At 72.8% G+C, this 18734-nt stretch carries 16 protein-coding genes; 10 read left to right on the top strand and 6 right to left on the bottom strand.

The window, feature by feature from the left end; translation table 11 throughout:
• Nucleotides 1-3: 3 nt before the first annotated feature.
• From ACFWY5_RS45200 to ACFWY5_RS45180, 5 genes are all read right to left on the bottom strand, one after another.
• The gene (locus tag ACFWY5_RS45200; RefSeq protein ID WP_379613762.1) at nt 4-894 is read right to left on the bottom strand and encodes a maleylpyruvate isomerase family mycothiol-dependent enzyme; all 891 of its coding nucleotides are present in this window, start codon (nt 892-894) and stop codon (nt 4-6) included.
• Nucleotides 894-1445, bottom strand: coding sequence for a sigma-70 family RNA polymerase sigma factor (locus ACFWY5_RS45195; RefSeq protein WP_379613764.1), 552 nt, complete (start codon nt 1443-1445; stop codon nt 894-896). Before ACFWY5_RS45195 ends, ACFWY5_RS45200 begins: the two co-directional genes overlap by 1 nt.
• A gap of 500 nt (nt 1446-1945) precedes the next feature.
• Nucleotides 1946-2548 (bottom strand): hypothetical protein, encoded by a 603-nt coding sequence (locus tag ACFWY5_RS45190; RefSeq protein ID WP_379613766.1) that lies wholly within the window; start codon nt 2546-2548, stop codon nt 1946-1948.
• A 198-nt stretch (nt 2549-2746) separates the two neighbouring features.
• On the bottom strand, nt 2747-3691 hold the full coding sequence (locus ACFWY5_RS45185) for a hypothetical protein (protein WP_379638547.1): 945 nt from the start codon (nt 3689-3691) through the stop codon (nt 2747-2749).
• Nucleotides 3691-4206: an RNA polymerase sigma factor gene (locus ACFWY5_RS45180; protein ID WP_379638546.1), complete on the bottom strand. Its 516-nt coding sequence runs from the start codon at nt 4204-4206 to the stop codon at nt 3691-3693. The genes ACFWY5_RS45185 and ACFWY5_RS45180 overlap by 1 nt, the downstream gene beginning before the upstream one ends.
• Before the next feature lie 121 nt (nt 4207-4327).
• Between ACFWY5_RS45180 and ACFWY5_RS45175 the strand changes: the two genes are divergently transcribed.
• From ACFWY5_RS45175 to ACFWY5_RS45130, 10 genes are all read left to right on the top strand, one after another.
• Nucleotides 4328-4753 (top strand): OsmC family peroxiredoxin, encoded by a 426-nt coding sequence (locus tag ACFWY5_RS45175; RefSeq protein WP_379613772.1) that lies wholly within the window; start codon nt 4328-4330, stop codon nt 4751-4753.
• A 33-nt stretch (nt 4754-4786) separates the two neighbouring features.
• Nucleotides 4787-6904, top strand: a complete 2118-nt coding sequence (gene glgX / locus ACFWY5_RS45170; protein ID WP_379613774.1) for a glycogen debranching protein GlgX — start codon at nt 4787-4789, stop codon at nt 6902-6904.
• A gap of 259 nt (nt 6905-7163) precedes the next feature.
• Nucleotides 7164-8450 (top strand): ABC transporter substrate-binding protein, encoded by a 1287-nt coding sequence (locus ACFWY5_RS45165; RefSeq protein ID WP_379613776.1) that lies wholly within the window; start codon nt 7164-7166, stop codon nt 8448-8450.
• Nucleotides 8450-9379 (top strand): carbohydrate ABC transporter permease, encoded by a 930-nt coding sequence (locus tag ACFWY5_RS45160; RefSeq protein ID WP_379638545.1) that lies wholly within the window; start codon nt 8450-8452, stop codon nt 9377-9379. The genes ACFWY5_RS45165 and ACFWY5_RS45160 overlap by 1 nt, the downstream gene beginning before the upstream one ends.
• Entirely contained in the window at nt 9366-10226 is an 861-nt protein-coding gene (locus tag ACFWY5_RS45155) for a carbohydrate ABC transporter permease (RefSeq protein ID WP_379613780.1), read from the top strand. Before ACFWY5_RS45160 ends, ACFWY5_RS45155 begins: the two co-directional genes overlap by 14 nt.
• A gap of 19 nt (nt 10227-10245) precedes the next feature.
• Entirely contained in the window at nt 10246-12591 is a 2346-nt protein-coding gene (locus tag ACFWY5_RS45150; protein ID WP_379638544.1) for a polysaccharide lyase 8 family protein, read from the top strand.
• A gap of 37 nt (nt 12592-12628) precedes the next feature.
• Nucleotides 12629-13591: an acetylxylan esterase gene (locus ACFWY5_RS45145; protein WP_379638543.1), complete on the top strand. Its 963-nt coding sequence runs from the start codon at nt 12629-12631 to the stop codon at nt 13589-13591.
• A gap of 9 nt (nt 13592-13600) precedes the next feature.
• Nucleotides 13601-14356, top strand: a complete 756-nt coding sequence (locus ACFWY5_RS45140; protein WP_379638542.1) for an SDR family NAD(P)-dependent oxidoreductase — start codon at nt 13601-13603, stop codon at nt 14354-14356.
• Nucleotides 14344-16125 carry a heparinase II/III family protein gene (locus tag ACFWY5_RS45135; RefSeq protein WP_379638541.1) on the top strand — a complete coding sequence of 594 codons (1782 nt, stop codon included), beginning with the start codon at nt 14344-14346 and terminating at the stop codon, nt 16123-16125. Before ACFWY5_RS45140 ends, ACFWY5_RS45135 begins: the two co-directional genes overlap by 13 nt.
• Entirely contained in the window at nt 16122-16706 is a 585-nt protein-coding gene (locus tag ACFWY5_RS45130) for a hypothetical protein (RefSeq protein WP_379638540.1), read from the top strand. The genes ACFWY5_RS45135 and ACFWY5_RS45130 overlap by 4 nt, the downstream gene beginning before the upstream one ends.
• Here ACFWY5_RS45130 and ACFWY5_RS45125 read toward each other — a convergent pair.
• Entirely contained in the window at nt 16703-18706 is a 2004-nt protein-coding gene (locus ACFWY5_RS45125; protein WP_379638539.1) for a hypothetical protein, read from the bottom strand. The two genes, ACFWY5_RS45130 and ACFWY5_RS45125, sit on opposite strands and share 4 nt — an antisense overlap.
• Nucleotides 18707-18734 lie beyond the last annotated feature (28 nt).

Here is an 18734-nt window from a genome sequence, read left to right as displayed (position 1 = left end):
CTTTCAGGGGCCGGACAGGGCCGGCGCGGTGCGCAGGATGTCGGCGGCCAGGGCGTGGTCACCCGTGATGTCCGCGGGGAACGCCTCGGGCTCGCCGCGCCCGCCCAGCAGGAAGCAGAAGCCGATCACGTCGGCGGTGATCGAGACGTCCGGGGCGCCGGGGGCCGTGTCGTGGACGCCCAGCGGCATGGTCCACTCCCCGCCGCCGGGTCCGGTCAAGGTCAGGTTGAGGGTACGGCCGGCGCCGTCCACCCCGGACAGCAGCATCGTCCACGGCAGCAGGCGGGCGCACAGGTCGGCGGTCGGCCGGATGTGGTCGGGGACGGGGTGCGGCAGGCGTAGCCCGGCGACCGAGGCGGCGTCGTCGGTGTGGATCCACGTCTCCAGGCCGCGGGCCAGGACATGGTCGCTGACCGCGCCGGCCACGCCGTCGAGCGTGGCCGGGGTGTCGGGGGTCAGGCCGCCGAGGTGGCGGCAGAGGGCGTCCGCCTGTGCCCGCCAGTCGCGCCGGGTCTGCTCGGGGCTGCGCGCCCGCTCGTACTCCTGAACCTGGAGGGTGCGTCCCATCGCGTCGAGCGCGTCGAGGGCGGGGCCGAGCACGGGGGCGCCGACCGAGGCGGCCAGCAGCCCGTCCTTGGCGGCGAGGTGGGCGACGAGCTCCTGCAGCGTCCAGCCTTCGACGATCTCGCGGGCCCAGTCGTCGTCCATCGCGGCGGCCAGCAGCGCGTCCATGGCGGCCACCCGTCCGGCGTACGGCTCCGCCCACGCGGCCGTGGGCGCGGCGGGCCGGCGGCGGGCCCTCGCCCCGGCCAGCAGCTGCGGCCGGAGCGACCGCTCGGGCACGGCCGCTTCCTCCATGAGGGCGTCCAGGTACAGACGCTCGACGGGCTCCATCACACCTCTTCCTCTGCCAGCGCGTCGGCCAGGCGCCGCAGCGCCAGCCTGATGCGTGACTTGGCCGTGCCCTCGGGCACGCCCAGCTCCTCGCCCACTTGCCGATATGTACGGCCACCGAAGTACGCCAGTTCAATCGCCTCGCGTAAACCTTCGGGCAGCCGGGTGACCGCCTGGCGTACCCGCTTGGCCTCGTCGGCGGCGAGCACGGTCTCCTCCAGTCTCTCAGGCGGGGGCTCGAACAGCCTCGGCCCCAGGACGGAGACCCGGCGCCGCTCCTCGGCGCGTACATGGTCGACGGCGCGCCGGTGCGCGATCGTGGCCAGCCAGGCGCGCAGGGTGCCCCGGTCGGGGTCGTAGGCCAGGGGCCGTTCCCAGAAGATCAGGAACACCTCCTGGGTGATGTCCTCGGCGATCACACGGTCCCTGGTGACGCGGAGCGAGAGACCGAAGATCAGCGAGGAGAGGTGGTCATACACCTCACCGAGCGCGGACTCATCGCCGCCGACCACCCGTTGATGCAACAGGCGGTCGTCGAACGGTGCCTCCACTGGCACCACACTCCCGTGATCCGGACCTAGGCGGCGGGTGCGCCGCGACCCGAGCATGTCACTATTCGCCGGAAATGTTGAGCCGGATGACGAACGAAACCCCCGATTTCCGCGCCCCTGTTTTGGCTCGGCTCAGGTGCCGGGCTTCCCTCGTGCCGGACCCGGTTTCCCCGGGCCCCGCCCTACGCGGAACCAGACCACGAGGCCCGCCCGGCACCCAGCCTCACGGCGTGCGGCGCCCCGGCCCGGGACGAGGGGCAGGGGACGACCATGGCGTGCGGCGTTCGGTCCAGGTAAACGGGGTGTGGTGCCGGAGGGTGTCCCGGGCAGGGGGTGGGGGTCCTGCCCGGGACCCGCGCGGGGAGGGGCGCCGCGCGGAGTTTCGGGAGAAACGCGGTTGGGTGGGACGCGGGGTCCCGGCTGGGGATTTGATCGAGCCGCCGAGGTCCTATGGATGCTGGCCCCCGAGGGTGGTTGGGGCCGAGGGGATGCGGGGTGGGTTAGGAGGAGGGGTAGGGCGGGGTGGGGTAGGAGGTGGTGATGCGGTGGTGGTAGGCGGCCACGGTTTCGGCTGTTGCCTGGTCGCCGTCCAGGATGGCGGCGATGCGGGCCTGGGACCTCAGGGCGAAGGACTCGGCCCACCAGTCGCGGGGTCCCGGGGCGGGGCGGTCGCGGAAGAGCGGGAGGCAGCGGCGGGTCAGGGCCCGCCACTCCAGCGTTGCCGACAGGCCGTCGAGGTCGCACAGGGCGTGGGCGGCGAGCATGCGTGCCGGTGAAGGGGGCGGGAGGTCGCGCCACAGGGCCGGGCGGGAGAAGGGGAGGCTGCGGCCGGTGATGCCGTCCGGGTCCTTGACGACGTAGCCGATGCCGGTGCCGCCTATCCACAGCATGGCCAGCCCGGTGGCCAGGCGGTGGGCGGGGCCGTACTCGAGAGTGGCCAGGTCGTCGACGGCGGTGACGAAGCCGGGGCGTGGCGGGCCGTCCTTGGGGGACCACAATCGGCGCAGTACGCCTTCGAGCGGACCGCACCAGCGGCGGCCGTCGCGCGGGGTGGGACGGAGATCCTCCGGATGGGGCGGGCACCAAGCGGGCGTCATCATCATGCCCGGTAATAGTCCGGCCGCCCGGCTTTTCTTACGGCTCCGCGCCGCCGCGTCTTTCACCGCCTTACGAAGCCGCCGTACGAACCGCCTCAAGCCGCCTTGCGGAGCCGTCGTGTTTGGCCGTCGGGCTGAGGTGGGTTGCCGGGGCGCGCTTCTCACGTGGGCTGCCGGGTCTCGCCGTACAAGGAACGGGGCGGGTCAGTCGCGCGTGGTGGCCGTGTCGGCGCGGTCGAGGAAGGTCCAGAAGTCGCGGACGCAGGGCGGCGTGGCCTCCAGGCCGGTCGCGGGCCGCAGCATCACGCGCTCCACCCCCAGCAGGTCGCCGCTCCCCCGGTCGGCCACCAGCACCCACCGGTCGGCGGCGCCCACGTCGACGGCGACCCCCTGCCCCCTGCGTTCGCGCCGGTCGGTGATCTGGCCCAGTGTGCGCAGGCCCGGCCGGTCGGCCAGGGCCCGCCACAGCGCGGCCACGCGCGCGGCGTCGAGGACCTCGCTCTCGTTGAGGGAGACGATCGCGGTGAGCAGCCCGTACGTCCCGGGCTCCGCCGACAGGCGGGCGCGCAGGTCGGCGGAGTCGCCGGGGAGCGGGAGTCCCGGCCGGTACGCCCCCTCCCGCCCCTGCTGCCCTTGGACGAGGCGTTCCCCGTCGAGGGCCAGCGTGTACTCCACCCGGCGGCCGTAACCCCGGACCGGTGTCCACTGCCTGGACAGCACGCCGGCCCGCCCGCCCGGCCTCAGCAGCGACGACGCCACCGTGATCCGGCCGTGGCCGCGCACAGCCACCCGTCCGGCCCGTGCCGCCGCCTCGGCCAGGCCGAGTACGACGCGCCGGGCCCCGCCCCCGGTCCCGGGCAGTTTGCGCGGCCGTGGCCCCGGCTCTCCGCACAGCGCGAGCGGCGCGCCGGGGTAGCGGAAGTAGGCGGCGACGGTCACCTGGCCGGGCGCCCTCGCGGTGGGGATGGCGCCGGCGGCGAGGATGACCAGCCCGGTGGCCAGCGCCGCGCCGAACGTCAGCCGCCAGGACAGGGTGGAGCCGCGGCGCGGCCGGGCCGTACCGAGGATCTCGGCGAGCAGCAGTTCGTCGGGCGGCACCTCGTGCGGGGCCGGGTCGTGGCGTGCCATCAGCCGTGCGAGCTCGTCCATCAGCTCCCCTCCTGGAACCCGAGCGTGCGCAGGTGCTCGCGCAGGCGTGCCCTGGCCCGGCTGAGCCGGGTGGCCATGGTGCCGGCGCGGCAGCCGGCGACCGTGGCGGCCTCCTCCACGCTGAGCCCCTCCCAGTAGAAGAGGCGCAGGGCCTCCCTGTCCTTGCCGGCCAGCCTCGCCAGCGCCTCGTGGAAGGCGAGCCGGGTGACGATCTCGCCGTCGAGGCCCTGGTCAGCCGACGGCGCGCGCCAGACGGCCAGCCGGTCGGCCAGGGCCTGGCGTCTGCGCAGGCCGCGCCACTCGTTGCTGACCTGGCCGCGGGCGATGCCGAGCAGCCAGACCCGCTCGGCACGGCGCTCGCCGGGCGCCTGCCCGAGACGGCGGAAGGCGTCGGTGAAGGTGCGCGCGGCGACGTCGGGCGCCGCGTCCCGCCCTACTCTGCGCGCGGCGTAGCGCAGCACCGTGGAGTAGTGGCGGTGGTACAACGCGGCATACCGTTCATCGTCATCCGGCACGGGGCCCTCCGCTGCGGGGATTACGACGCTCCGCTCCGATTACAACCGACCACTCATGGTCACCGCGGCGATACAGGATATGTTCGGACCTGTATCGGCAATCGATGAAGGGACTATCGCCATGGCGACCACGCGTACGGCCACCACGCAGTGGAAGGGCGCGCTGCTCGACGGCTCCGGTACGGTCTCGCTCGACACCTCCGGCGTCGGCACCTTCGAGGTCTCCTGGCCGTCGAGGGCCGAGGCGGCCAACGGCAAGACCTCGCCCGAGGAGCTCATCGCCGCCGCCCACTCCTCCTGCTTCTCGATGGCGCTGTCGCACGGCCTGGCCGGGGCCGGTACGCCGCCGGAGTCGCTGGAGACCCGCGCCGAGGTGACCTTCCAGCCGGGCGAGGGCATCACGGGCATCGTGCTCAGCGTGAAGGGCCACGTCCCCGGCCTGACGCCCGGCCAGTTCCAGGAGGCGGCCGAGACGGCGAAGGCGAACTGCCCCGTCAGCAAGGCCCTGTCGGGAACCACGATCAGCCTGAAAGCGGAACTGCTCTAGCAACGGGACGATCGCGTGCGACAATTGGGTCACATGCGTGAGGTCTGGCCGGGCGAGCCCTATCCACTCGGCGGCACCTGGGATGGCGTTGGCACCAGCTTCTCGGTGTTCTCCGAGGTCGCCGAGCGGGTTGAGCTGTGCCTTTTTCAGGACGACGGCTCCGAGGAGCGCGTTGATCTGCCGGAGATGGATGGGTTCGTCTGGCATGGCTACCTGCCCGGGATCGCCCCCGGCCAGCGGTACGGCTACCGCGTCCACGGCCCGTTCGCGCCCTCGCAGGGCCACCGCTGCAACCCGGCCAAGCTGCTGCTCGACCCGTACGCCAAGGCGATCGACGGGGAGCTGACCTGGAACGAGGCGTTGTTCGCCTACCGGTTCACCAATCCGGCCGAGTTCAACGACGCCGACAGCGCGCCGTACATGCCGAAGAACGTGGTGATCAATCCGTTCTTCGAGTGGGGCAACGACCGGCCGCCGCGCACGCCGTACCATCAGACGCTGATCTACGAGGCGCACGTGCGGGCGCTCACGATGCGCCACCCGTCGGTGCCGGCGGAGCAGCGGGGCACCTACGCGGGGATCGGGCATCCGGCGGTGATCGACCACCTGGTCTCGCTCGGGGTGACCGCGATCGAGCTGATGCCGGTGCACCACTTCGTGCCCGAGCACTTCCTGGTGGCGCGGGGGCTGACGAACTACTGGGGCTACAACACGATGGCCTTCCTGGCCCCGCACGGTCCCTATTCGAGCGCGGGCTCGCGCGGGGAGCAGGTGCTGGAGTTCAAGGCGATGGTGCGCGCCCTGCACGAGGCGGGCATCGAGGTCATCCTGGACGTGGTCTACAACCACACGGCCGAGGGCGACCACATGGGGCCGACGCTGGGCTTCCGCGGCATCGACAACTCGGCCTACTACCGCCTGCACGACGGCGACCGGCGCTACTACCTCGACTACACCGGCACCGGGAACTCGCTGAACGTCCGCTCGCCGCACGCGCTGCAGCTCATCATGGACTCGCTGCGCTACTGGGTGCTGGACATGCACGTGGACGGCTTCCGCTTCGACCTGGCCTCGGCGCTGGCGCGGGAGCTGCACGACGTGGACCGGCTGAGCGCGTTCTTCGACCTGATCCAGCAGGACCCGGTGATCTCGCAGGTCAAGCTGATCGCCGAGCCGTGGGACGTGGGCCCCGGCGGCTACCAGGTCGGCAACTTCCCGCCCCTGTGGACGGAGTGGAACGGCAAGTACCGCGACACGGTGCGCGACTTCTGGCGCGGGACCGGCTCGGCGCTGCCCGAGTTCGCCTCCCGGCTGACCGGCTCCGCCGACCTCTACGCCACCTCCGGCCGCCGCCCGGTCGCCTCCATCAACTTCGTGACCTGCCACGACGGCTTCACCCTCACCGACCTGGTCTCCTACGACCGCAAGCACAACCTGGCCAACAGCGAGGACAACCGCGACGGCACCGACGACAACCGCTCCTGGAACTGCGGCGCCGAGGGCCCGGTCGAGGACCCGGACATCGTCCGCCTGCGCCACCGCCAGCGCCGCAACTTCCTGGCCACGCTCTTCCTGTCACAGGGCGTGCCGATGCTCTCCCACGGCGACGAGCTGGGCCGCTCGCAGCGCGGCAACAACAACGCCTACTGCCAGGACAACGAGCTGACCTGGATCGACTGGACGGCCGTCCACACCGAGTCGGACCTGCTGGAGTTCACGCGGTCGCTGGCCAGGCTGCGCCGCGAGCACCCGGTCTTCCAGCGCCGCCGCTTCTTCCGCGGCCGCACCGCCGACAACGGCCGCGACCTGGTGTGGCTGACCCCGGCGGGCGCCGAGATGAGCGCCGGCGACTGGCACACCGGCTACGCCAAGTCGCTCATGGTCTATCTCAACGGCGACGCCATCACCGAGCCGGGCCCGCGCGGCGAGCGCATCCAGGACGACTCGTTCCTGCTGCTCATCAACGCCCACCACGAGGACATGACGTTCACGCTGCCGGGCGAGGAGTTCGGCGCGGCCTGGCAGACCGTCTTCGACACCAGCGACGACACCGCCCGCGACGAGCCCTTCCCCGACGAGCAGTGGCCGCCCGCCGCGCTGGTCGCCGTCGCCTCGCGCAGCCTGCAGCTCCTGCAGCGCAAAACCCCCTAAACCCTCTTAGAAGCTTTTTAGAAGTACGGCAAGCCACCCCCACGCCACCCGCCGCCGTGCGCGGGCGCCGATCGTGGGGGTCGCTTCTCACGTCGCACGTGGTCCCCGCCGCGACGGTCTGGTGTACCGATGCACCGTCAATGACCTAACGCGCCCATGTCCTTCAGGTTAACTCCCTGTTGACCACCGCAAGAGGCGTCCCTATGGTTGGTGCATCGATTCATCGGCGCCCCTTCCCCCCAGAACTGAGAGGCATCCCATGGACCTGACGAGACGGGGTTTCCTTGCTGCGCTAGGCGCCCTCGGCACGGCCGCGGTCGCCACCGGGTGCGCCGCCGGCGGCTCCTCGGCCGGGAACGCCGACGGCGCCGTGGAGGGCGAGATCACGCTCCTGACCCCGATGTTCGAGGGGTCCAGCGGCAAGCAGCTCCTCGAAGGCACGCTGCTGCCCGCGTTCCTGAAGCGGCACCCCAAGGCCAGGGTGCGCGTCGACTACACCACCTACGCCGCGCTCAACGAGAAGATCACCACCGCGCTGGCCGGCGGGCTCCTGCCCGACGTGCTCATGCTGGGCGTCGGCTGGGTGCCGCCGTTCGCGCACAAGAAGGTGCTGGCTCCGCTGCCCGACTCCGTGGCCGCCCGCCACCAGTACGAGCCCAGGGTGCTGGAGCCCTCCCGCTACGACGGCAGGCTCTACGCGCTGCCGGTGGTGCTCGACACCCGGGTGGTCGCCTACCGCAAGGACATGTTCGACAAGGCCGGGGTCAAGGGGACTCCCCAGGACTGGACCGAGCTGCGCGCCCTCGCCAAGGAGCTGACCAGGCGCGACGGCGCGGGCAAGCTGGCCACCGCGGGCTTCGACCCGTTCTCGGTGGACCTGCGGCAGTGCTGGGAGACGTTGCTGTTCGCCAACGGGGGCAAGCTGTTCGACGAGGCCGGCCGTACCCCGTTGTTCGCCGACGAGCGCGGCGTCGCGGCGCTGCAGCTCTTCCTCGACCTGATCGCCGACAGGAGCACCGAGTACTCCTTCAAGTCCGAGACCGGCCAGCCGAGCCTCATCCAGCAGGGCAAGGCGGCGATGGCGATGACCACGACAGCGCTGTGGCTGCAGATGGAGCAGCAGACGCCCGAGCTGATCAAGGACGACGTCATCGGCACGTTCGTGGTCCGCAACACCAACGAGGCGATGCTGCAGGGCGGCACGCTGGCCTCGGTGTCGGCGCACAGCAGGCAGCCGGCCGTGGCGCGGGCGCTGGTGGAGTTCCTGGCCAGCCCTGAGGTGATCCTGCCCGCGTCCCGGCAGCGCGGCTCGGTGCCCGCGGTGCGCAGCCTGCGCGACAGCGAGTACGTGAAGAAGAACAAGTTCGTCGGCTTCGCGCTGGACAACCTGGACAAGGCCTACTCCGAGGGCGGCACCGCGGCCTGGATGGAGATCCGCGAGAAGATCAAGCCGACGCTGGAGACCGCCGTCGTCGGCCAGCGCGGCGCCGCCGAGGCGCTCAAGGAGCTGTCCGGCCTGGCCGCCAACGCGATCGGCCGGCTCTGATGGCACTCGGCACGCTCGCCCCGCCGCGTCCCCCGCGCGCGGCGCCCCGGCCGGCGCGCTCGTCGCGCTCGCGGCGGCGCGCCGGGTACCTGATGGTGGCGCCGGCGTTCCTGCACATGCTGCTGTGGACCGGGCTGCCGCTGGTCGCCGCGGTGTTCCTGGCGTTCACCTCCTACGACATCCTGAGCGCGCCGGAGTTCGTCGGGCTTGCCAACTTCACCGAGATGTTCGGCGACCCGGTCTTCCGCCGGGCCGTCCTCAACACCGTCATCTACGCGATCTTCACGGTGCCGGTGGCGATGGGCATCGCGCTGGTGATCGCCGTCCTGCTCAACGGCAACGTGCGCGGCCGGAGACTGTTCCGCACCGCGGTGTTCCTGCCGCAGGTCACGGCCACGATCGCGGTCGCGCTGGTGTGGCTGTGGATCTACAACCCGCGCGGCGGGCTGCTCAACGCGGTGCTGTCGTTCTTCGGCGTCGCCGGGCCGAGCTGGCTGTCGTCCACGACGTGGGCGCTGCCGGCGGTGATCGCGGTCGGCGTCTGGCAGGGCATCGGCATGAAGATGCTGATCTACCTCGCGGCGCTGCAGAACCTGCCGCCCGAGCTGTACGAGGCGGCCTCGGTCGACGGGGCCTCCAAGGTGCGCCAGTTCTTCAAGATCACGGTGCCGCTGCTGCGCCCGGCGACGTTCTTCGTCTTCGTCACCTCGGTGATCGGCGCCTTCCAGTCCTTCGACCAGATCTACGTCCTGACCGACGGCGGCCCCGCCCACAGCACGACGATGATCACCTACGAGGTGTACAAGTCGGCCTTCCGCGAGTTCCGCATGGGCTACGCCTGCGCGCAGTCGCTGGTGCTGTTCACCATCCTGATCGCCCTCACGCTGATCAACCGGCGGGTCATCGGAGGCGACCGTGTCACGGCTTAGCCGCAGGATCGGCCTCTACGCCGCGCTGAGCGTGATCGCGGTCATCATGATCGCGCCGTTCGTGTGGATGGTGCTCACCTCGCTCAAGACGCCCGCCGACATCGGCGCCAGCCCGCCGCCCCTGCTGCCGACCACGTGGGCGTGGAGCAACTACGTGGACGCCTTCACCGCGGCGCCGTTCGCGACCTATGCCCGCAACAGCCTGATCATCGCGGTCAGCCACACGCTGATCAACGTCACCTTCGCGTCGATGGCCGGGTACGCGCTGGCGCGGCTGCGCCTGCCCGGATCGCGATGGTTGTTCGCCGCCTTCGTGGGCGCGCTGATGATCCCCACCTACACGAAGATCCTGCCGGAGTTCCTGATCGTCCGGTTCATGCCGCTGGCCGGCGGCAACGACCTGTTCGGCCAGGGCGGCACCGGATGGCTGGACTCGTGGTGGGGCCTGATCATCCCGGGCGCGATCGCGCCGTTCTCGGTGTTCCTGTTCCGGCAGTTCTACCTGTCGCTGCCCGTGGAGCTGGAGGAGGCGGCGCGGCTGGACGGGCTCGGCGAGTTCGGCATCTACTCCCGCATCATGACGCCGCTGGTGAAGCCGGCCTTCGCCACCGTCGCGCTGCTCACGCTCGAAGGGTCGTGGAACAACTTCCTGTGGCCGCTGCTGATCACGCGCAGGGACGACCTGCGGGTGATCCAGGTGGGCCTGTCGGTGTTCCAGACCGAGAACAACACGCAGTGGGCCTTCCTGATGGCCGGTACGACGCTGGCCACGCTGCCCATGGTGCTGCTGTTCGTCGCCTTCCAGCGCTACTTCGTCCAGGGCTTCGCCACCGCCGGCATCAAGTGACCCCCCGGAAGGATCTTCCATGTCCCTGCCTCTCACCCGGCGTACCGTCCTGATCGGCGCGGGCTTAGGAGCCACCGCCGCCTTCGTCGCCGGCCCGGCCGCGGCTCTCGTGGCCGATACCGCGACGTTGCGGCTGCGCTGGCGGGCCCTGCTGACCGGCGGCGACGGCATCGACACCGGCGATCCGGACATCGCCGCCGCCGTGGAGCGGATCGGGCGTACCGCCACCGGGTTCCTCGCCACGCTCGACACCGGCGCCGGCCGTACCGCGCTGTGGCCCGACCTGGCCGATCCGGCCCGTTCCGGCCATGTGACGTCGAGCTTCTCGCGGCTGGCGAAGATCGCGCTGTCGTGGGCGACGCCGGGCACCGGCCATCACGCGCACGAGCCGACCCTGCGGGTGGTCCTGGACGCGCTGGACTGGATGTCCGCGCACCGCTACGGCCCCGCGCTGGCCCGCTACGACAACGACTGGGACTGGGAGATCGGCGCGCCCATCCAGCTCAACGACACGATGGTCCTGCTGCACGACGTTCTGGGGGCCGAGCGCCTGGCCAGGATGACGGCGGCGGTCCACCACTACACGCCCGACCCCAACCTGTGGCGGGCCGACCGGCAGATCGCCACCGGGGCCAACCGGGTGTGGGTGTGCACGGTCGTGGCGCTGCGGGCCGTACTGAATGGCGACGGGAGTGCGCTGGGCGAGGTGCGCGACGCGCTCAGCGACGTACGCGGCGGCGGCGCCAACAGCGTGCTGGCCTTCCAGGACGGCGGCGCCGGCGGCACCGGCGAGGGCTTCTACTCCGACGGGTCGTTCCTGCAGCACTGGAAGCACCCCTACAACGGCGGCTACGGCAAGGAACTGCTCAACACGCTGTCCAAGCTGCTGCACCTGCTGGCCGGCAGCACGTGGGCGGTGCGCGACCCGGCCGTGGACAACGTGTTCCGGTGGGTGGACGAGGCGTTCGACCCGCTGATGTTCCGCGGCGACATGATGGCGGCCGTCTGCGGCCGCGAGGTGGCGCGCGAGAGCAAGCAGGGGCACGCGGCCGCGCAGCCGGTGATCGAGGCGACGCTGCGGCTGGCCGGGGCCGACGCGAGCCGGGCCACCCACCTGACGCGGCTGGTCAAGCGCTGGATCACCGAGGACACCTACCGCGACTTCCTCAAGGTCACCGACCTGTCGTCGATAGTGCTGGCCCGCAAGGCTCTCGGCTCGGCCGCGCCCGCCTACCCGGCGCCGGTCCTGCACCGGCAGTACCCGCGGATGGACAAGGCCGTCCACCACCGCCCCGGCTTCGGCTACGCGGTCAGCGCGTACTCCACGCGGATCTACAACTACGAGTCCATCCAGAACGAGAACCTGCGCGGCTGGCACCTGTCCGACGGCATGGTCCTGGTCTACGACGGCGACCTCGGCCACTACAGCGAGGACTACTGGCCGACCGTGGATCCGCACCGCCTGCCCGGCACCACGGTCGAACGGCGCGCGCTCGCCGACGGGCAGGACCAGCGGCGCGTGTCCGGCGCCGACTGGGCCGGCGGCGCCGCGCTGCCCGGCACCACGCTGGCCGCCTACGGCATGGACCTGCGCGGCCTCGGCACCGGCCTGCGCGCGCTGAAGAGCTGGTTCTTCGTCGACGACGCGATCGTCTGCGTCGGCTCCGGGATCACCGGCCAGGACGTGGAGACCGTGCTGGAGAACCGCAAGCTGCGCGATCCGCAGGCCGTGCTGACGGTGAACGGCGCCGCCGTACCGGGCAGCCCGGGGACGCTCACCGGTGTGCGCTGGGCCCACCTCGCGGGCACCGGCGGCTACGTCCTGGCCGCTCCCACGCGGCTGCGGGCCGTGCGCGAGCCGCGTACCGGCCGGTGGAAGGACATCAACATCAAGTACGGCTCCGCCACCGAGATCACCCGCACCTACCTGACCCTGTGGTTGGAGCACGCGGCGGGCACCGGCTACGCCTACACCCAGCTTCCCGCGGCCTCCGCCGACCGGACGGCGGCGTGGTCGGCGGCGCCCGCCGCGCAGGTGGTCGCCGCGACGGGGGCGGTGCACGCGGTGGCAAGCCCGGGGCGTCACTTCCTGGCGGCCAACTTCTGGGGCGCCGGGCGGGCCGTTGACCTGGCGGCCGACGGGCCCGCCTCGGTGGTGACCCGCAGGCGCGGCTCGGCGACGGCGGTGGCGGTGTCCGACCCCACGCAGAAGCGCGATCGGGTGGTGGTGGAGCTGTTCCGGCCGGGGCTGCGGGTGGTGCGGGCCGATCCGGGGGTGCGGGTGCGGGCGCTGGCGGGCCGGATCCGGATCACCGCCGAGACCGCGGGCCGCCATGGAGCGACCCTCACCGCCGACCTGGCCTGAAAAGCCCCGAAAAATCGAGATTTGGAGAGGATTGCCCGTGCTCGTGGACATGCCGCTCGACCGGCTGCGCAACTACCGCCCGGAACCCGAGGAGCCCGCCGACTTCGACGCGTTCTGGAAACGCACGCTCGACGACTCCCCGGCCGGAGCGGAGTTCGCGCCGTGGGCGGGCGGCCTGGCCACGGTCGAGGTCCTGGACGTGACGTTCAGCGGGTGGGCCGGGCAGCCGGTCAAGGCCTGGCTGCTGCTTCCCCGCCATCGGACCGCGCCGCTGCCCGCCGTCGTGCAGTACATCGGGTACAACGGGGGGCGCGGCCTGCCGTACCAGTCGCTGGCCTACAGCGCGGCCGGGCACGCCCACCTGATCATGGACAACCGCGGCCAGGGCGGCGGCGGCAAAGCCACCGCCGACACCCCGGACGTGCACCCGGCCGGCCACGGCTCCTCCGCGCCCGGTTTCGTCACCCGCGGCATCGAGGACCCCGAGCACCACTACTACCGGCGGCTCATGACCGACGCGGTCCGCGCGGTCGACGCGGTCAAGGCGCATCCCGACGTGGACGGCTCACGGGTCGCGGTGGCCGGGGGCAGCCAGGGCGGCGGGCTGGCGCTGGCCGTCGCCGGGCTGCGCGACGACGTGGCGGGGATGCTGGCCGACGTGCCGTTCCTGTGCCACTACCGGCGCGCGGCCGAGATCACCGACAACGGCCCCTACGCGGAGATCCGCCGCTGGCTGAGCGGCCACCGCTTCGCCGCGGAGACGGCCTTCAGCACACTGTCCTACTTCGACGGCGTCAACTTCGCCGCCCGCGCCTCCTGCCCCGGCTGGTTCTCGGTCGGGCTGATGGACAACGTCTGCCCGCCCTCCACGGTCTACGCCGCCGTCAACCGCTACGCCGGTCCCGCCTCGATCGAGGTGTACCGGTACAACGGCCACGAGGGCGGCGCCGAGTACGACCTGCCGCGCAAGTTCGCGGCCCTGCGTTCCCTGTTTTCCTAAGGAGTTCTGATGAGTACTGACCTGCTTGGCACCCGAGCCCTCGTCACCGGCGCGGCACACGGCATCGGCGCCGCCATAGCGGTGGCGCTGGCCGAGGCCGGGGCGGACGTGGCGGTGCACTACGGGCGCTCGGCGGGCGCGGCGGACACCGTGGCGCGGGTGGAGGCGTTCGGCCGCAAGGCGCTGGCCGTGCAGGCCGACCTGACCTCCACGGAGGAGGCGGGCCGCCTGGTCGGCGAGGTGGTGGCGTTCCTGGGCGGGCTGGACGTCGTGGTGTGCAATGCCGGGCATCTGGTGGGACGGTCTACCGTGGCCGGCATGTCCGACGAGCAGTTCGCCGCCACGCTCGACGTGAACCTGGGCGCCACCTTCCGCACCTGCCGCGCCGCCGTACCGCACATGGGCGCGAAGGGCCGTATCATCACGATGTCCTCGCTGGCCGCCCACAACGGCGGCGGCCCCGGCTCGGCGGCCTACGCGGCGGCCAAGGCCGGGGTCATCGGCTTCACCAAGGCCCTGGCCAAGGAACTCGCGCCCCAGGGCATCACCGTGAACGCCCTCGCCCCCGGCTTCATCGGCCAGACCGCCTTCCACGACACGTTCACCTCCGCCGAGGCGCGCTCGGCCATCGTCGGCGGCATCCCGGCCGGCCGCGAGGGCGACCCCGCCGACGTGGCCGCCGCCGCCGTCTACCTGGCCGCGCCTGGCAACGGCTTCGTCACCGGCACCACGCTCGACATCGACGGTGGCGTATGGCCCCGCTGAACGCGCCCCGCCTGCCACGCGAGCGCGGCGGCTGGTGGCACGCCTACGTCTGCGGCGTGCACGGCGTCGAACTCGCCCACGACGGCCTGCTGTCGGGCGCGTTCCCGCCGGAGGGGGCGCGCTGCCCGTACGGCTGCCGCGTGGACACCCCCGCCGTCCGCGGCGCGTGGGCCGCCCTGGCCCACCAGGCGTGCGCGCGCCGCATCCGCCTGCTCGCCGCCGTCTCCCCCGCACAAGCCCTCCCCCCACTGATCGAGTACGGCCGGCGGTACACGGAACTCACCTCCGGCGGCCGCCACGAACAGGCACAGCCGTGGATGCTCCGCGGCCGCATGTTCCACCAGGCGCTCAGCGAGGCGATCTGGGCGGTCTCGCTCGGCCACGCCGCCTGGACGCTGGCCGAACACGACGTCCCCGGCCTGGATCCGCTCCTCCCCCTGCTGGACTCGCTGGAACGGGCGGCTCGCGAGGCCCGCGCCACCCTCGTCGCCCAGGACCGCTTCACCTCCAACTACACCGCCTGGCTCAACGCCGCCGGCGCCGTCACCGCCCACGCCGCAACCCTCATCCGCAGCGGCCCGGCGGACGCGGGCGGCTCGGCGGGCGCGGGCTGGCTGGAGGGTCCGCATGGGCTGCACGCGCATGCCCTGGCGGCCGTCGCGCCGGACGGCTGGGAGTGGGAGGCCTCGACCTACTACCACGGCTTCGTGCTGCGCGCCTACCTGCTGCAGTTGCGCGGCACCCGCCCAGGGGACCTGCCGGACGCGGTCGCCGCCAGGCTGCTGGGCATGATCGCGGCGCTGGCCGGGACGGCCTCACCCGGCGGGGTGCTGCCCGCGCTGCACGACGGCCCCTACGACCGGCCCGCCACCGCCGCCGAGCACGCGGAGCTGGGGGTTCTGGCCGCCGGGTTCGCGGCGCCCGACCATCTGGCCGCCGTCACCGCCCGCGCCGTGGCCGATGCCGGGCCCGGGCATGACCGGCTGGAGTCCTACCTTTCCGGGTGGTTCGCCGGGCCGCCGCGCGCGGCCGTACCGCCGGGAACGCGTTTCCCCGACGCGGGCCTCGCGGTGCTGCGGGCGGGTGGCGTGCACGCCGTGCTCGACTACGGCCCGCACGGCGGCAGCCACGGCCACCACGACAAACTCGCCCTCTACCTGTACGGCGAGCACACCCCCTGGCAGCCCGACCCCGGTCAGGTCCCCTACGCGGAGGACCGGTGGCGCGCCCACTTCGCCGGGCCCGACGCCCACCCCGCCCCCGGCCTGCCCGGCGCGGAACCCGCCGAGACCACCGGCACGCTGGACGCCGACGAACCCGCCCGGGTCACGGCGAGCTGCGACGACGCCTATCCGGGCGTGCGCCTCACCCGGACGGTGCTGGCCGGCTCCGGCTACCTGGCCGACCTGTGCGCGCTGGCGCCGAAGGCGGACGAGCCGGTGGTGCTGCGGTTGCGGCCCGGGGTGCCGGTGGAGGCGGCCGAGGGCGGCGGCGTGGTCACGACCGTGTGGCGGGGCGAGGAGGTACTGCGCGGCCGGCACGTGGCCGACGTCCCGGCCGTGCTCGCGGCCTTCCCCGCGCCGGGTCTGGCCGACGACCCGCAGCGGTCCCGTACCTGCCTGGACTGGGCGGCGCGGGGTCCGGTCACGTTCTGCTCGGTGTACCAGGCGGAGGGGGCGGAGCCCGCGGTGCTCGGCGTGGCGGTGGCGGACGGCGTTCTCCGGGTGACGCTCACGGGCGGAACCGTCGAGGAGCACCTGCTGCCATGAGCGGGCGGCGGTGGGATCAGGTGATGGTGCGGTGGCTCGGGTATGCGACCGTGCCGGCGTTCGCCGGGGCCGCGTTCTGCCTGCTGGCGCTGGGGGTGGTGACGTGGCTGCCCGCGCTGGCCGCCGCCGCCTCGGCGTTGCGGGCCTGGCGGGAGGAGGGCGAGCACCGGGTGTTCACCGGGGTGCTGCGCGCCTTCCCCGGCTACCTGCGCCCGCTGCTCCCGCACGCGCTCGCCTCCACCGCCGCCATGGCGCTGCTCGGCGCGAACGTGCTGTTCCTGCTGCGGCGGCCGGGCGAGCTGGCCGGGCCGCTGCTGTGGGGGCAGCTCGGCGTCCTGGCCGCCGCGCTCGTCTACCACGTGCACCTGGCCGTGGCCGCCGCCCGCGCACCCGGCGCGGGGGCCCGTGCGTGGGCGATGACGGCGCTGCGCGGGTTCGGGGCGCCGGGGCCCAGCCTCGCGATCCTGGGCGCGGCGGTGGCGGCGGGCATCCTCACGATCGTGCTGCCGTTCGGGCCGCTGCTGTACGGGCCCACCGTCCCCCTTCTGCTCGCCCTGCATCTCGGCGCCGGGCGCGGTTAGGGCCAGTCGACCACGCCGGTCCACGGGCGCGGCGACTCGTGCACCGGCTCGCCGTCGCGCCGTACGCTGACCGCCTCCACCAGCGCCGCCCTGCCACCGGAGACGATGACCGCCGCCGCCTCGGCCTCGATGCCGGCCGCCGTGATCTTCCGCTCCGCGGGCGACAGCAGGACCACCTCGCCGTCGAACGACAGCGCCGTGCCGTACCCGCTGTCGAGGGGGAGGCGCGCGGACGTCGGCGGGGCGGGGTGCAGGGCGGCGGACGGCTCGATCGTGTGCAGGAGGCACGCCTCCCGCACCCGCGCGGTCGTGGTGCGGACGGTGTGCAGCGTCTTCACGATGCGCAGGCTCGGCGTGGAGGAGGTGGGGTTGGCCTCGATCTCGGTGACGTCCCGGGTGACCTCGACGGGCTCGGGCGACAGGCGACGTACCCAGGCGAGGGCGGGTCCCGAGACCAGCGCCAGGTCGGCGGCGCCCGGATCGGCGGGCCAGTCGGTGTGCAGGAGCATGGTCCAGGCGCGCGGCTCGGCGGCGGCCAGCGTGTCGAGCAGCACGGTACGGCCGCGCGGGGTGACCACGAGCGTGCGGTCGCAGCGCAGCACGCCGAGCTCCTCGGGGAACATCATCGCCGTCGAGGAGGTGGCGTGGGCGAAGCCGTCAAGGGCCAGCACGTCGCGCATGCCGGGCACGCGGTCGTCGGGCAGGTCCTTGTAGACGTGGTAGCGGCCCTCACCCGCCCAGCCCGAGCCGTCGACGAGCACGAGGTTGTGGTGGGCCGCCCGCTTGGCGTTGCAGTATCCGTCGTCGACGGCGAGGAAGGCCCCGTGCGCGGCCAGCACGAACGAGCCCGCGTCCGGGTGGTGGTGTCCCGCGCTCAGCGTGTCCCAGCCGCGCTCGTCGCGCAGCCGCCGCGACTCCCGCCACGCGCGGTGCCCGCCGCCGGGCGCGGACTTGAAGCTGAGGTACGCGGCGTCGCCGGCCCAGCTCGTCCGCGTGGTGAGCTGGCCGAGGTCGGGGAAGTAGGCGCCGGTCTCCCGCGGCGGCTCCGGGGCGACCGACGGGTCGTACCAGAGGAGTTCGAGGTAGGCCTCGGGCATGATGCCCGGCTTGACGCCCGACTCGTACGCCTCGCGCCACAGGAAACGCTCCGACACCAGGTCGGCCAGCCAGCGAGCGCGGCCGTCGCGGTAGACGGCGGCGAGCTTGTGGTACAGGGCCGGGCTGTGGCCGCTGCGGCGGTCGTGGCAGTCGCCGTGGTCGGCGTTCTCCTCGAATCCGGGCGCGCACTGATGCAGCCGCCAGCCGAAGGTGTTGCGCAGGAAGCCGCCGCGATCCCACAGGCTCACGCCCTCCAGGCGTTCGACCAGGTCGGCGTGTACGGCCAGCCACGGCACGCCGTAGCGCCAGTAGACGACGCCCTCGCTGTCGGAGCCGTCCTCGGGCAGCAGTTCCAGGACGGTCTCCAGGTTGCGCCGGGCACGGGTGGTCCAGGCGGGCTCGTCCAGCAGGTACCCGGCGGCGGCCAGGCCCGCGTGGCAGATCCAGTTGTGGTTCTGCCAGTAGCTGGAGGACCACCAGCCGCCCTCGCTCGCGACCGCGTGGTCGTACAGGCGCCGGCCCTGCAGGCGCAGCTTGGCGCACAGCGCCTCCAGGCGGCCGGGGCCAAGGTCGTCGCCGAGCCAGCCGCAGGCCATCGACAGCCCGTGGAGCAGCCAGCCGGCGTCCAGATCGTGGTCGGGCAGGTGCGCCTTGCCCCAGTGGGGATAGGAGATCGCGGTCGAGATCCAGCGCCAGGCCTCCTCCAGGTACGCGCGGTTGCCGGTCAGCCGGTAGGCCAGGGCCAGGTTGGCGGCGGCGGGGCCGAAGTAGGTGATGCTGGCGCGCGGGTGCTCCGCGGGCGGCCGCTGGCGGCGGTACCAGTCGCACTGCTCGTGCAACCGGCGCCACTGCGCGGCGTGCGTCGTGGTGAGCAGGTCCCTCAGGCCGTCGACGGGAAACACACGACCTCCTTGTGCAACGTTTTACCGA

It is taken from the genome of Nonomuraea sp. NPDC059007 (genome assembly GCF_042740555.1).
GTDB lineage: Bacteria > Actinomycetota > Actinomycetes > Streptosporangiales > Streptosporangiaceae > Nonomuraea.
This window is presented reverse-complemented; position numbering and strand designations above follow the sequence as displayed.